Source organism: Propionispira raffinosivorans DSM 20765 (genome assembly GCF_000381065.1).
GTDB classification, from domain to species: domain Bacteria; phylum Bacillota; class Negativicutes; order Selenomonadales; family Selenomonadaceae; genus Propionispira; species Propionispira raffinosivorans.
In genome coordinates, this window is the sequence record NZ_KB905851.1 from 61,550 (window position 1) to 74,719 (window position 13,170).

Below are 13,170 nucleotides of genomic sequence, written 5' to 3' on the forward strand. Positions count from 1 at the left end.
TAAGAGGAATTCCTGTAATTTAGAACCTCTTTTATTGCTTATTTTGTTGAAAACAATTATAATTTAACTAGAGTGGGGTTTTCTGATATTTCGTAAATGGTAAAATCAGAAGAAGTGTCCACATCCCTATAGTCATTATCATGATAAAGGATGTATATTATGAAAATAGATGGTTTAGGCGCGCAACGGACAATCCCGATGGGAGACCGTGATACAGGAACAAAGGTAGCAAAAAAGAACAGTGATTTTTCATCGGAGCTTACACGTAATCAGGATGGACTTTCCTTAGAAAAAATGAATGAGCTGCTGGCGAAAATTGATGAACAGGGTGCAAAACTAACTCAAACACCAACGTATGATGAACTCAAGTCCTATCGTGATTTAGTTAAGACATTCGTAGGTGAAGCTGTTTCACGCATGTATAGCATGCAGACACAAACCGGCTGGGATCGACAAGGACGGCAAAAGGTCTACACAACGGTACGTAAGGTTGATGGTAAAATGGAAGAAATGGCAGAAGAAATACGTTTGGGGCAGTCTACCCAGCTTAGCATTGCTGCGAAACAAGATGTGATCCGTGGCATGCTTGTGGATTTATACATGTAATGGAAATTATGTGGGAGAAAATCATTGGGCATATAGAAATTATTCAGCGTTTAAAAAATTTGATTCAAGAAAATCGCATGCCGCATGCGCTGTTATTTGTGGGGCCAAAAGGGATCGGCAAATTTTTAACCGCACAGATAACAGCTGCGGCACTTTTTTGTAATGGAAAAGAAAAACCTTGCGGTTTATGTCCTTCGTGTCAGGCTCTTTTGACGGATACACATCCTGATTTTTATACAGTAGAACCGGATGGACAAATGATTAAGATTGAACAGATCCGCCACTTGCAGACGGAAGTGGCTCTAGCGCCGTATCTGGCTGACAAACGTATTGTGATCATTGATCAAGCGGAAACAATGAACGTTCAGGCGGCGAACAGCTTGCTTAAGATACTAGAAGAACCAACCGGTAATCTTGTTTTTATTTTAATTGCCAATAATCGGCAATCACTTTTAGATACGATTATTTCCCGGTGTATGATGGTGCCATTTCATGCATTGGAATTGTCTTGTTTGGCGGGGGCTTTAGAACAAAGGGGTATCGCGGCAGATGATGCAACAGCTCTGGCGGCATTGGCTGAAGGCAGCTTGGGAAAAGCAATTGATTTACAGGATAATGGTGGATTGGAGCTGCGACGTCAAGCTTTGGATCTTTTGGTGCAGCTTCAGCAAATGGATATGGATGCTGTCTGGGCCTGTGGACAGAAATTGGGAGAACTTGATCGTCAAACGCTGCAGGAATTTGTGTTGTACTTAAATATGCTGCTGCGTGATTTTCTTGTTTTACAGGTGGATGAGCAAAGCAATAAATTATACAATCAAGATGTAGCTTCAGTGCTTTTGGAGCAGAAATTATATTGGTCAGAAAATAAATTATTACGGGCGATGAAAGAAATTACTGTTGCGCAAAAGATGTTGAGCTCAAATGCGAATGCACGGCTCGTCATGGAACAGTTTTTGATTAAGTTGCGCGATTTATGATAGAGGAGGCTGCGTTGTGCAGATAGTAGTGGGAGTACGCTTCAAAGAAGCGGGAAAAATATATTATTTTGATCCAGGACAACTTGTGCTTGTACAAGATGATGATGTTATCGTTGAAACAGCACGTGGCATAGAATATGGAATGGTGGTTATTGGTCCTCGTGAAGTAAAGGATGAAGACATTGTTTTACCTTTAAAAACTGTGCAGCGTAAAGCTACACCGAGTGACCGTACGAAAGTTAAAGAAAATGAAGTTAAAGAAAAAGAAGCTTTTACGATTTGTGAAAAGAAAATTGTAACGCATGCTTTACCAATGAAACTGATTGATGTTGAGTATACGTTTGATGTGAATAAAATTATTTTTTATTTTACAGCGGATGGCCGTATTGATTTTAGAGAATTAGTAAAAGATTTAGCAGCTGTTTTTCGTACACGTATTGAACTTCGGCAGATTGGTGTACGTGATGAAGCCAAACTTATGGGCGGGATTGGTTGCTGCGGCAGATCATTATGCTGTTCAACCTTTCTTGGCGATTTTGAACCAGTTTCCATTCGTATGGCAAAAGAGCAGAATCTGTCACTGAATCCAACGAAAATTTCGGGGATTTGCGGCAGATTAATGTGCTGCTTGAAATATGAAAATGACTGTTATTGCAATAAATGTCCAAGTAAGAAAATTACGGCACCAAAGCCGGGGACTCGTGTTATTACGGTTGAGGGTGAAGGGAAAGTAATTTCGATTCACAATCAGCGTAAAACGGCAACCATTTTACTCGATGACAGTAAAACAGTAGTAGCTTCCTGGGAGGATGTAATTTCAAAAGATGAAGCTTGATCTCAAAGATAATGAACGACTAGATGACTTAGTAATCCAAGGATTGAAAATCATTCAAAATGAACGACAGTTTTGTTTTTCATTGGATGCAGTCTTATTGGCTCATTTTGCTAAAGTAAAAAAAAGAGCCCATGTTCTTGACCTTGGAACGGGAACTGGGGTTATAGCTTTATTGCTTTCGACACGGCAGACAGAAAAAATCGATGCCTTGGAGTTAAATCCGGTAATGGCAGATTTGGCAGCGCGTAATGTAGAAATCAATGCTTTACAAGAAAAAATTATAGTTCATGAAGGCGATTTGTGTAACATTCGGAATATTTTTCCAGCGGGGTTTGTCGATCTGGTTGTTTCAAATCCTCCGTATCGTCCCTTAGAACAGGGCGATTTGAACCTTTTAAGTGATGTAGCAAAAGCGCGGCACGAAGTGACAGCAACGCTGCAGGATGTTGTCAAAGCCGCGCGGTATTGTCTGAAATTTCGCGGCCGTTTTGCAATGGTACATTTGCCAGAACGAATCGGTGAAATTATTATAGCGATGCATGAGGCGGGTATTGAGCCAAAACGTTTACGTTTTGTTCACCCGAGACTTGGTAAAGCACCGAATATGGTTCTGATTGAAGGTATCGCTGGAGCAAAACCAGGCGGTATGCTTGTGGAACCGCCATTGATTGTTTATGGAAGCGATGGCAGTTACGCAAGGGAAATAGTTGAGTATTATCAGGAAAGATAAACTGGGGTGGCTGCCTAATTTCTTTGTAAGAAAGAGATTGGGCACATCCTGTTTTTTTATTAGGAGGAACTATGGAAACGAGTAATAAACCGGGAATATTATATCTATGTGCAACACCAATCGGTAATCTGGAAGATATGACATATCGGGCTGTGCGCCTTTTGGGAGAAGTGAATCGTATTGCAGCGGAAGATACGCGCCACACACGTAAACTTTTAACGCATTATGATATTCACACCGCGTTGACAAGTTATCACGAGCACAATAAATTTACAAAAGGACCGGAATTAATTGACTATTTACTGACTGGTGAAGATCTTGTATTAGTAAGTGATGCCGGACTCCCGGGAATTGCTGATCCAGGAAGCCATTTGGCCCAGCTGGCCATTGCTGAAGGTATTCAAGTTACACCGCTTCCTGGGGCAAATGCGGCACTTTCGGGGCTGATTTGTTCAGGACTGGATACGACAGTTTTCACTTTTGTCGGCTTTTTACCAAAAACAACGAAAAAAAAGCGTGAAATTTTAGCGAATTTGCCGAAACGACCGGAGACATTGCTCTTTTATGAATCACCGCATCATTTAAAAGCTACATTGAAAGAACTTACGGATGTACTGGGTCAAGATCGCCCAGCGGCGGTGGGGCGTGAGCTCACAAAAAAATTCGAAGAATTTATTCGCGGTTCGTTAGGATCTATCGCAGCATATTTTCAGGATAATCAGCCGCGGGGGGAATTTGTGATTATTGTTGATGGTTATAATAGTGAAGCCAATACAGACAAAGTTGCTGAAACAATTGAACCAGCAGACTTGGTTGTCCAGCTTATGACGGATGGTTTGGATAAAAAAATTGCGATGAAACAGGCTGCGCAGCAACTGGGAATTCGTAAACGTGATGTATATCAGGCTGTTTTAGCAGCAGAAAAAAGAAACCCAAAAGGATGATTTCCATCCTTTTGGGTTTCTTTTTTTCTGTAGTAGTACAAAGAGCAGAGTAAAGGGAACTTTATTTCTCCGATTGTAATGCATCCACGCATTCACCGCAGACATTTTTGTTTTTGAATTTTGTCACATTGTCGGCATTACCGCAAAAAATGCAGGCACATGACGGTTCATATTTGCGAAGAATAATACGATCTTGATCAACATAAATTTCCAAGGCGTCTTTTTCTTCAATTGCAAGAGTTCGACGCAATTCAATCGGGATAACGACCCTGCCTAGTTCATCTACTTTACGAACGATACCAGTTGATTTCATAGTTGCGACTCTCCTTTTTAATAAATAATTTTGACTACCTAGTATTCAAAATGTTAGGTTAAGTAAATAATACCATATATTACAAACACTTTCAACAAAATAGTTTACAGAATTTATAGACTTTAGTGAAAATAAATTGTGGTACGGCAGACGGATAGGCTGGATGTAATTTCTTTAATGCATTATATAGAGATGTGTTTTGAAATTTTTTTTATAAAATTTTTGTTCAGCGGGGCAATTTGCTTTATAATAGAAGAACGACGTTAAAAATGTTTGCGTAATTTATTGGAGGAGGACTTATTTTCGTGGAAAAAAAATCATTTTATATAACCACACCTATTTATTATCCTAGTGCCAAATTACATATTGGTCATGCATATTGTACGACCATTGCGGATTCAATTGCTCGCTACAAAAGATTGGCTGGATACGATGTCATGTTTTTGACGGGTTCCGATGAACATGGACAGAAAATTCAGCGCAAAGCCGAAGAAGAAGGTATTACGCCGCTTCAATATGTCGATAAAATTGTCGCAGGTTTTCAGGATTTATGGCGACGTCTTAATATTTCGCATGATGATTTTATTCGAACGACAGAAAAACGCCATCATAAAGTTGTTCAGGAAATTTTTAAAAAAATTTATGAAAACGGTGATATTTATAAGGGTGCTTATAAAGGTCTATACTGTACCCCTTGTGAAACATTTTGGCTGGAACGTCAATTGGTTGATGGAAAATGTCCAGACTGTGGGCGAGCTGTGGAAGAAGTGTCAGAAGAAGCTTATTTTTTTAAGATTTCAAAATATGAGGATCGTCTGCTTCAATATATAGAGGACAATCCAGAATTTATCCAACCCGTATCACGGCGCAATGAAATGATTAATTTTATCAAACAAGGGATGGAAGATCTTTGTATTTCGCGTACATCGTTTAATTGGGGAATTCCTGTACCAATGGATGAAAAGCATGTAATTTATGTGTGGTTTGATGCTTTATCAAATTATTTGACCGCAGCGGGCTATTTATCGGATGCGGAAAAATTCAAGAAATTTTGGCCGGCAGATCTGCATTTAGTGGGAAAAGAAATCGTACGTTTCCATACTATCATTTGGCCGATTATTCTTATGGCACTTGATTTACCACTGCCTAAAAAAGTCTATGGGCATGGCTGGCTTATTGTTGAAGGCGATAAGATGTCAAAGTCAAAAGGGAATGTAGTAGATCCAGTTGGCTTGATCGAAGAATTCGGACCGGATGCGATTCGATATTTCCTTTTGCGCGAAATAAACCTTGGCATGGATGGAAATTTTTCGCGGGAAGCACTTATTCAACGAATCAATTCAGATCTTGCCAATGATTTAGGAAATCTTCTGCATCGTACGTTGAGTATGATTGGTAAGTTTAATAAGGGAATCATTGAAGGACCAGGCAAGGCAGATACCATTGATCAATCGCTGATTGATATGGCTATGCTGACCGTTAAAGAATATGAAATAAGTATGGAAAAAATGGAACTGAGTCCAACGATTAAAAATGTTTGGGCTTTTATCAGTCGGACCAATAAATATATTGATGAAACGAGTCCTTGGGCGCTGGCAAAAGATCCGGGCAATAAAGAACATCTTAATACGGTTTTATATAATTTAATTGAAAGCTTACGAATTATTAGTGTTTTGATTTCACCATTTATGCCAGTTACTGCGCCTAAAATATGGAATCAACTGGGACTTGTTCAGGATTTTAAGGACGTACAGCTCCAGGACATTAAAACATGGGGACAAACGCCAAGTGGTATCCATATTGGAATGCCGGAACAAATTTTCCCCCGTATTGAAATCGAACCAGCGGCAAGTATTGCTGTGGCCGAAAAAACCGCAGATGTGCCAGTCAAAGCAAAACTGGCAACGGTTGAAAGCAAGGATATTCCTACTGAGATTACAATTGATGATTTTGCTAAAATGGATTTGCGAGTCGTTAAAGTATTAGCCGCTGAACCAGTCAAAAAAACGGAAAAATTGTTGATGCTTACGGTTGATTTAGGTGGGGAACAGCGCACGATTATATCAGGTATTGCGAAACATTATGCACCCGAAGATTTAATCGGTAAAAATGTGGTTATGATAATCAATTTGAAGCCAGCTAAAATTCGCGGCGTTATTTCGCATGGAATGGTACTTGCTGCATCAGCGGGTGATGAACTCAAAGTAATTGCCGTAGATATGCCTGTCGGCAGTAAGGTGAAGTAAATCATGTTAATTGATACACATGCACATATTGATGACGAAAAATTTGCTGAAGACCGCGCCGAAGTCATTCAACGGGCGATTGACAGTGGTGTTACACGGATGATAAATGTTGGTGCGGATATTAAATCTTCAGCTCGATCAGTTAAATTGGCAGCTGATTATAACGAAATTTATGCAGCTGTCGGTATTCATCCACAGGAAGCTAAAACGATGATCAAATCACATGATGACTTACTGGCCAGCTGGGCACAGCTCCCAAAAGTTGTGGCGATTGGCGAAATTGGACTGGATTATTATTATGAAAATTCTGAGCGTGAGGTTCAGAAAAAAGTTTTTATCCGTCAGCTTGATCTGGCCCGGCAGATGCATTTACCAGTCAGTATCCATGATCGGGATGCCCATGGTGATACGATGGCAATACTCAAAAAAGAGGGAAAAGGCATCATTGGTGTTATTCATTGTTTTTCAGGCAGCTGGGAGATGGCACATGATCTTTTACGTAAAGGCTGGTTCATTGGGGTTGACGGTCCGGTTACCTTTAAAAACGCGGCAAAATTGCCGGAAATTGTTCAGCAGGTACCGTTGGATCGTTTACTAGTCGAAACGGACAGCCCCTATCTGGCTCCCGTTCCGAAACGTGGAAAACGAAATGAACCGGCCTATGTTAGGCATGTTGCGGAAAAAATTGCTGCTTTGCGTAATATCGAATTTGAAGTTTTTGCTAAGGCAACAACCGAAAATGCCCGTCATTTATTTGGCATACAATAGGTGGCTTCAACGGTGATTTTATAGCAGAAAAGACGATTTTATCAGCTTGATATAATAGAACATATGAGCTTTTTCCCACATAAATTTGATTATAATGAAGTCATGGGGACGATGATTGTTTGTGGAAGTGCTTATTTTACAAGGTTTCCATAAATATTATATATTTCTATAATAAACAAAATATGGTAAATAGCCCATGATAAATTGATGAAATTTATCGTGGGCTATTTTATTTTTGCAAAAATCAACAGGTATTCACCTCAAAAAACTTTCAATTATTAGTTATCTGGAGCTTTTGCTTGGAATGATTCGTAATTTAGCTAATAAAAATACTATAAAAAGATAATTGTAAATTAATTACTTATAAAGTAAATTAATGGTAATAATTAGAATAAAATGTAAATTAAATGAAGATAAATACAGAAAAAATTTTACATTAATACCAAATTATAGGCTATTAATTGTAAATATATGTTAAAAAAAGGCCTGAGATTTGACATATTTAAAAAAATCATGATATAATTCACAAGTTCTTCGAAAGGGGGAATTCAATGAGTATAAAAACAATCATTTCATCTCAAAAATCAAGACAAAAACTCGCAATATGTGCGGTGTTGATTTTTGTATTAACGTTGGTAACTGGTTTCGTTGAGGGACAGAAGACGATTGAAATTCTGGCAGATGGCGATACAATTACGGTAAATACATTGATGAGCAAACCGGAAACAATTATTAAGCAGGCAGGTGTCCATTTACAGGACAAAGACGAATATCGTCTGTCAACAAATCGGATCGAAAACAATACTATTATTACTATTTATCGTGCAGTACCTGTTACTGTGGAGTATCAAAACCAAAAACAGGAACTTATTACAGGAAAACCGACAGTGGGAGAATTGCTCAGTGAACTAGGCTATACCGGAGATATGTATCGTGTAGAACCGGGTCTAAATTCGAAAATACAGAAAAATCTGCATATAAAAATTGTATCTATCTCAGAAAAAATCAGTGAACGCGAAGAATCGGAAGTCTATCAGGTCGTACGCCAGAACGACCCATCTATGGAAAAAGGAACAGAAAATATTGTTCAAAATGGTGAAAATGGCATAAAAAAAATAAAAGTCAGAGAACATTTTAATGATGGTCAAAAAGCGGGAGAAGATGTCATCGAAGAAACAGTTATAACACCTTCTCGTCCGCAGATCATTAAAGTTGGTGCGCGTGATACAGTTCCAACATCACGTGGAGCGATGCGTTTTAGCCGGGCGATTTATATGGAAGCTAGTGCATATCTTCCCGGTGATGGCGGTGGAGCTGGAATTACAGCTACGGGCCTTGCAGCACGCCATGGCGTGGTTGCCGTTGATCCGAATGTGATACCACTTGGTACGCGATTGTTTATTCCCGGCTACGGGGTGGCGATTGCTGCTGATACAGGTGGTGCCATTCAAGGTGCTAAAATTGATCTTTGTATGGATGATTATGGTGAAGCGATTAGTTTTGGCCGCCAAAGTGTTAAAGTATATATATTGGATTAATATGAATCAGGGCATATTTGATATGCCCTGTTGTTTTTTTGTCTGTACTTAGGTAAACTATAGATATAGATCAAAAACAATGTGGGGATAGTTATGATAAAAGAAGTTCTAGTAGTAGAAGGTAAAATGGATGTTGTCGCTATCAATAAAGCGGTAGAGGCAGATTGTATTATTACAGGCGGCTTTAGTTTAAAAAAGTATATGCTTGATCATATTCGCCAAGCATATGAAAAACGTGGTATTATTATTATGACGGATCCGGACTCTGCGGGAGAACGAATTCGTGCTTATTTGAGTAAACAGTTTCCTGAGGCAAAACACGCATTTGTGCCCAAAAAAGATGCAACCGCTAACGGTGATATTGGTATTGAACAGGCCTCACCGGATGCAATTCGTACGGCACTGGAAAAAGTTAGGACATTAGGTTGGAATCCAATCACGGTGTTTACTGGTGCTGATTTGATAGCAGCAAGGCTCAGTGGATCGACATGTGCTTCAGAAAGACGTGCTAAAATGGGAGAAATCCTTGGTATTGGTTATGCGAATGCTAAGACATTTTTAACAAGATTAAATCATTACGGCGTGACAGAGGCTGAGTTTGAAAAAGCTTTAGACTTATTAGACGCTCAGGATGCAAGTGAAGGGGAAAAGACTGAATGATTCAGCCAATCATCGCAAAACGCGACGTAACAAAACATATATTAAAATCATTTAATATCCATATGAGTAAAAAATTAGGTCAGAACTTTTTAATTGATGAATCAATTGTTGATGGTATTGTGGATGCTGCGGATATCCAAGAAGGGGAAACCGTGCTTGAAATCGGGGCGGGTATCGGGACTTTGACGCAAGGTCTTGCCGAAGCAAAAGCCAATGTTATTGCAGTTGAACTCGATAAACGCCTGCCTGATGTTTTAGCGCATACGCTGGATGGATATGAGAACGTCAAGATTGTGCAAGGCGATATATTAAAGGTGAATATTCCCGAAATTACGGGCGGCGGCTCCTTTAAAGTAGTAGCTAATCTGCCGTATTATATAACAACACCAATCGTAATGGCTCTTTTAGAACAGCGCCTGCCGATGACTAAACTTGTGACGATGGTGCAAAAAGAAGTTGCTTTACGTATGGTGGCAAACCCTGGTAAAAAAGACTATGGTGCCTTGTCCGTTGCTGTCCAGTATTATACGAAACCGAAAATTGTATTGGATGTACCGCCGTATTCGTTTATTCCGGCTCCGGATGTTGATTCAGTTGTTATCTGCTGTGAGGTTCGTCAAAAACCGCCAGTAGACGTAGCTGATGAAAAAATGTTCTTTCGAGTGGTAAAAGCGGCTTTTTGTCAGCGTCGCAAGACATTGAATAATGCCTTGAAGACGATGGGAATCGATAAGGAAACGGTTATGGAAATCTTGCAGCAGTCAGGAATCGATGGCGTTCGTCGCGGCGAAACTTTATCTTTAACAGAGTTTGCCGTTATCGCCAATCAAGTTTCAGCTAACCAAAAACAATAAAATAAGACATTATAACCGTGCTGAGAAGTTTATCTTTCTAGTGCGGTTTTTTATTTTACAGGAGATAAAAAATGAATTTTGATGCGAGTATGTTATAATGAAAAATAGATAAAATTCAAAGGTAACGAGGCTGAAAAATATGAATATTATTGATGCACATTTGCATTTTTTCCCGAAAAGTTTAAAGTTTGATCAAAGTGCGAAACAGGCTGGTGATCAAGCAACGATAGAAAGTTTAACGGCAGCAATGGAAAAAAACAAGATTGTTTTGGGGATTGGAATGGGAACTACTCCAACGGTAGGTATACTGCAAAACCCTTTAATATTACCTTTTGTGAAAGAGAGCTGGCCCTCTTTTTTTGCACAGTGTCTGGGCGTAAATGCCGATACGATAACAAATATAAATAAAAGGGACGTACTGTCGGCCTTCGAAAATAAAATAAAAGAACCAACGACGGTTGGCATCAAGATCTATGCAGGGTATCAGCACTTTTATGTAAGTGATCCCGTCTACCATCCGTTTTATGAATTGGCAGAACACTATGATGTACCAGTAGTTATTCATACGGGGGACACAGCTAATTCGCAAGGCTTGCTCAAATATTCACATCCGTTGACCATTGATGAGGTTGCGGTTAACTTTCCTCGAACGACTTTTGTTATGGCACATTATGGAAATCCTTGGATTGTGGATGCTACGGAAGTTATTAAAAAAAATCCCAATGTCTATGCCGACTTATCAGGACTGGCGGAAGGGAATTTTTCAGTGGGCTGGTTTTTCAAAAATTATCATGCTTATGCAGACATGCTTGTGGGCTGGCTCACCTATTTGTCACGTTATGACAAATTAATGTATGGTTCAGATTGGCCGCTGGTCAATATGGGCACGTATATTGAACTCATTAAACGAATTATTCCACAAGAGCACCATGAAGCGGTGTTCTTTAAAAATGCGAAACGTATTTTCAAAAAAATTAATGTTTTGCCGATACTCAATAAGTAATCGGAATTTTTAGGAGAAGAGGTATTATATGAAATTTGTTTCATGGAATGTCAATGGCTTGCGAGCGTGTTTGGCGAAAAACTTTATGGAAGATTTTCAAAAAATGAATGCGGATATTTTCTGTCTGCAGGAGACGAAACTGCAAGTGGGACAGGTAACGCTGGATTTGCCAGAGTATCATCAATATTGGAATAGTGCTATAAAAAAAGGTTATTCAGGGACGGCTGTTTTTACAAAACAAGAACCATTGTCCGTTCAGTATGGTTTAGGAGTTGAAGAGTACGATCAGGAAGGACGAGTTATCACACTTGAATTTCCCACCTTTTATTTTGTGACGGTTTATACACCGAATTCACAGCGTGAATTGGCAAGGCTTGCTTATCGAATGCAATGGGAAGAGGCTTTTCGCGAATTTTTATTGGAACTTGACCAACGCAAGAGTGTTGTTGTCTGCGGTGATTTAAATGTAGCACATCAGGAAATTGATTTGAAGAATCCTAAAACAAATCGGCATAATGCTGGTTTTACGGATGAAGAACGCGCAGCCATGACGGTTTTGCTGAAGTCGGGATTTACGGATAGTTTTCGTTATCTTTATCCAGAGCAAGCAGGAATCTACAGCTGGTGGTCTTATATGCGTAAAGCGCGTGAGTCAAATGCTGGTTGGCGTATCGATTATTTCCTGGTGTCCGATCGATTGCAAGAAAAGATCCAAAATGCCTCTATTCATAATGAAGTTTATGGCAGTGACCACTGCCCGGTTGGGCTTGAGATAATTCTATAAAAATAAAAGAGGTCTGGACTTGTAATATATTTTACGAGTCTAGACCTCTTTTTTTTAACCTATATAGAACGAACGCATTAAAGAAATTACATCCAGTCTATCAGTCTGTCAGGAATGGGTAGGGCATCGTTTGTTGACGATTGCCATATAAAAATGTTTACTGCCATATATATGGCAGCATTGCTGTGGCGCTATTAAATATCCCAGTGTAGTTTGTCGGGAGCGGGCGTTGCATGATCAATATCATTTAAAATCCAGGCAGCGTTGTCATGCGTTGCCGAGAAAGCCTCCTGGAGCTCATCCTGGTGCGATTTTGGTATATCCATAAAGGATAAGGCCATGTGCATAAAATCTTTCGCTATAAGCGTTGTGCCGCGTTCTGCAGCAATCTGTGCTTTGAAACGATAGCCGTAATAAAGATAGCTGTTATGTGGGATCGGCAGCGGTTCAAAAATTTCGATTTTTTCCGTGATTTCAGCCTCAGCAATGTTCGTTTTTTTCTGTAAGTGCAGCGTTAGCCACCGGTCGGCCCAAAGCTCACCGCGCAGGATATATTTATAAAGATAATCGGTTGATTCAGCGAGTTCAATCGCCAGATTGATATAATCCAAGGCAGTCTCAAGTGTCGTTTCATTTTCACGCAGGCAGGCACTGAGCTTTTGCAGGGCGAATACTTTTTCTTCGACATCTTCTGAATTTTCTTCGTCAATTTCAATGTCCACTATCGACCGGAACAGCTCGATTGCCAAATCTTTTTTTTCATATTCTGGCATAGCTAAAAAATGAGCCATACGAGCGCGGGCATGCCAGTCGTCAAAACCTTGTGCGAATAGTGATTCTGGTGGATGCGCGGGACTTTCAAGGATCATATGGACTAACTTGTGGAAATCATGACTGTTCATCTATAAT

At 39.6% G+C, this 13,170-nt stretch carries 14 protein-coding genes; 12 read left to right on the plus strand and 2 right to left on the minus strand.

What is annotated here, in order from left to right; all coding sequences use genetic code 11:
• Nucleotides 1-159 precede the first annotated feature (159 nt).
• The 5 genes from F606_RS0111215 to rsmI all read left to right on the plus strand — a co-directional run bounded on the left by F606_RS0111215 (nt 160) and on the right by rsmI (nt 4,095).
• A complete protein-coding gene (locus F606_RS0111215; RefSeq protein ID WP_019553983.1) occupies nt 160-606 on the plus strand; it encodes a YaaR family protein in 447 nt (148 codons plus the stop codon).
• Entirely contained in the window at nt 606-1,586 is a 981-nt protein-coding gene (gene holB / locus F606_RS0111220) for a DNA polymerase III subunit delta' (RefSeq protein WP_019553984.1), read from the plus strand. Before F606_RS0111215 ends, holB begins: the two co-directional genes overlap by 1 nt.
• A 16-nt stretch (nt 1,587-1,602) precedes the next feature.
• Nucleotides 1,603-2,421 carry a PSP1 domain-containing protein gene (locus F606_RS0111225; protein WP_019553985.1) on the plus strand — a complete coding sequence of 273 codons (819 nt, stop codon included), beginning with the start codon at nt 1,603-1,605 and terminating at the stop codon, nt 2,419-2,421.
• Nucleotides 2,411-3,151 carry a tRNA1(Val) (adenine(37)-N6)-methyltransferase gene (locus F606_RS0111230; RefSeq protein WP_019553986.1) on the plus strand — a complete coding sequence of 247 codons (741 nt, stop codon included), beginning with the start codon at nt 2,411-2,413 and terminating at the stop codon, nt 3,149-3,151. The genes F606_RS0111225 and F606_RS0111230 overlap by 11 nt, the downstream gene beginning before the upstream one ends.
• A gap of 71 nt (nt 3,152-3,222) precedes the next feature.
• Entirely contained in the window at nt 3,223-4,095 is an 873-nt protein-coding gene (gene rsmI / locus F606_RS0111235; protein ID WP_019553987.1) for a 16S rRNA (cytidine(1402)-2'-O)-methyltransferase, read from the plus strand.
• A gap of 61 nt (nt 4,096-4,156) precedes the next feature.
• Here the strand turns inward: rsmI and F606_RS0111240 are convergent, their stop codons facing one another.
• Entirely contained in the window at nt 4,157-4,408 is a 252-nt protein-coding gene (locus tag F606_RS0111240; protein WP_019553988.1) for an AbrB/MazE/SpoVT family DNA-binding domain-containing protein, read from the minus strand.
• Nucleotides 4,409-4,713: 305 nt separating this feature from the next.
• Between F606_RS0111240 and metG the strand changes: the two genes are divergently transcribed.
• The 7 genes from metG (at nt 4,714) to F606_RS0111275 (ending at nt 12,261) form a co-directional block, all read left to right on the plus strand.
• Nucleotides 4,714-6,654, plus strand: coding sequence for a methionine--tRNA ligase (gene metG / locus F606_RS0111245; protein WP_019553989.1), 1,941 nt, complete (start codon nt 4,714-4,716; stop codon nt 6,652-6,654).
• Between the two features lie 3 nt (nt 6,655-6,657).
• A complete protein-coding gene (locus F606_RS0111250; protein ID WP_019553990.1) occupies nt 6,658-7,422 on the plus strand; it encodes a TatD family hydrolase in 765 nt (254 codons plus the stop codon).
• 551 nt (nt 7,423-7,973) lie between these two features.
• A complete protein-coding gene (locus F606_RS0111255) occupies nt 7,974-8,960 on the plus strand; it encodes a resuscitation-promoting factor (protein WP_019553991.1) in 987 nt (328 codons plus the stop codon).
• 93 nt (nt 8,961-9,053) lie between these two features.
• A complete protein-coding gene (rnmV, locus tag F606_RS0111260; RefSeq protein ID WP_019553992.1) occupies nt 9,054-9,620 on the plus strand; it encodes a ribonuclease M5 in 567 nt (188 codons plus the stop codon).
• Nucleotides 9,617-10,474 (plus strand): 16S rRNA (adenine(1518)-N(6)/adenine(1519)-N(6))-dimethyltransferase RsmA, encoded by an 858-nt coding sequence (gene rsmA, locus F606_RS0111265; RefSeq protein ID WP_019553993.1) that lies wholly within the window; start codon nt 9,617-9,619, stop codon nt 10,472-10,474. Before rnmV ends, rsmA begins: the two co-directional genes overlap by 4 nt.
• 139 nt (nt 10,475-10,613) lie before the next feature.
• Entirely contained in the window at nt 10,614-11,477 is an 864-nt protein-coding gene (locus tag F606_RS0111270; RefSeq protein WP_019553994.1) for an amidohydrolase family protein, read from the plus strand.
• A gap of 28 nt (nt 11,478-11,505) precedes the next feature.
• The gene (locus F606_RS0111275; protein WP_019553995.1) at nt 11,506-12,261 is read left to right on the plus strand and encodes an exodeoxyribonuclease III; all 756 of its coding nucleotides are present in this window, start codon (nt 11,506-11,508) and stop codon (nt 12,259-12,261) included.
• A 194-nt stretch (nt 12,262-12,455) separates the two neighbouring features.
• Here the strand turns inward: F606_RS0111275 and F606_RS0111280 are convergent, their stop codons facing one another.
• Nucleotides 12,456-13,163 (minus strand): hypothetical protein, encoded by a 708-nt coding sequence (locus tag F606_RS0111280; protein WP_019553996.1) that lies wholly within the window; start codon nt 13,161-13,163, stop codon nt 12,456-12,458.
• Nucleotides 13,164-13,170 lie beyond the last annotated feature (7 nt).

Coding starts and splice junctions, on each gene's coding strand:
- rsmA (WP_019553993.1), top strand. CDS start 9,617: ATGATTCAGCCAATCATCGCAAAACGCGACGTAACAAAACATATATTA.
- F606_RS0111250 (WP_019553990.1), top strand. CDS start 6,658: ATGTTAATTGATACACATGCACATATTGATGACGAAAAATTTGCTGAA.
- rnmV (WP_019553992.1), top strand. CDS start 9,054: ATGATAAAAGAAGTTCTAGTAGTAGAAGGTAAAATGGATGTTGTCGCT.
- F606_RS0111280 (WP_019553996.1), bottom strand. CDS start 13,163: ATGAACAGTCATGATTTCCACAAGTTAGTCCATATGATCCTTGAAAGT.
- F606_RS0111215 (WP_019553983.1), top strand. CDS start 160: ATGAAAATAGATGGTTTAGGCGCGCAACGGACAATCCCGATGGGAGAC.
- F606_RS0111240 (WP_019553988.1), bottom strand. CDS start 4,408: ATGAAATCAACTGGTATCGTTCGTAAAGTAGATGAACTAGGCAGGGTC.
- F606_RS0111275 (WP_019553995.1), top strand. CDS start 11,506: ATGAAATTTGTTTCATGGAATGTCAATGGCTTGCGAGCGTGTTTGGCG.
- rsmI (WP_019553987.1), top strand. CDS start 3,223: ATGGAAACGAGTAATAAACCGGGAATATTATATCTATGTGCAACACCA.
- F606_RS0111270 (WP_019553994.1), top strand. CDS start 10,614: ATGAATATTATTGATGCACATTTGCATTTTTTCCCGAAAAGTTTAAAG.
- F606_RS0111230 (WP_019553986.1), top strand. CDS start 2,411: ATGAAGCTTGATCTCAAAGATAATGAACGACTAGATGACTTAGTAATC.
- F606_RS0111255 (WP_019553991.1), top strand. CDS start 7,974: ATGAGTATAAAAACAATCATTTCATCTCAAAAATCAAGACAAAAACTC.
- holB (WP_019553984.1), top strand. CDS start 606: ATGGAAATTATGTGGGAGAAAATCATTGGGCATATAGAAATTATTCAG.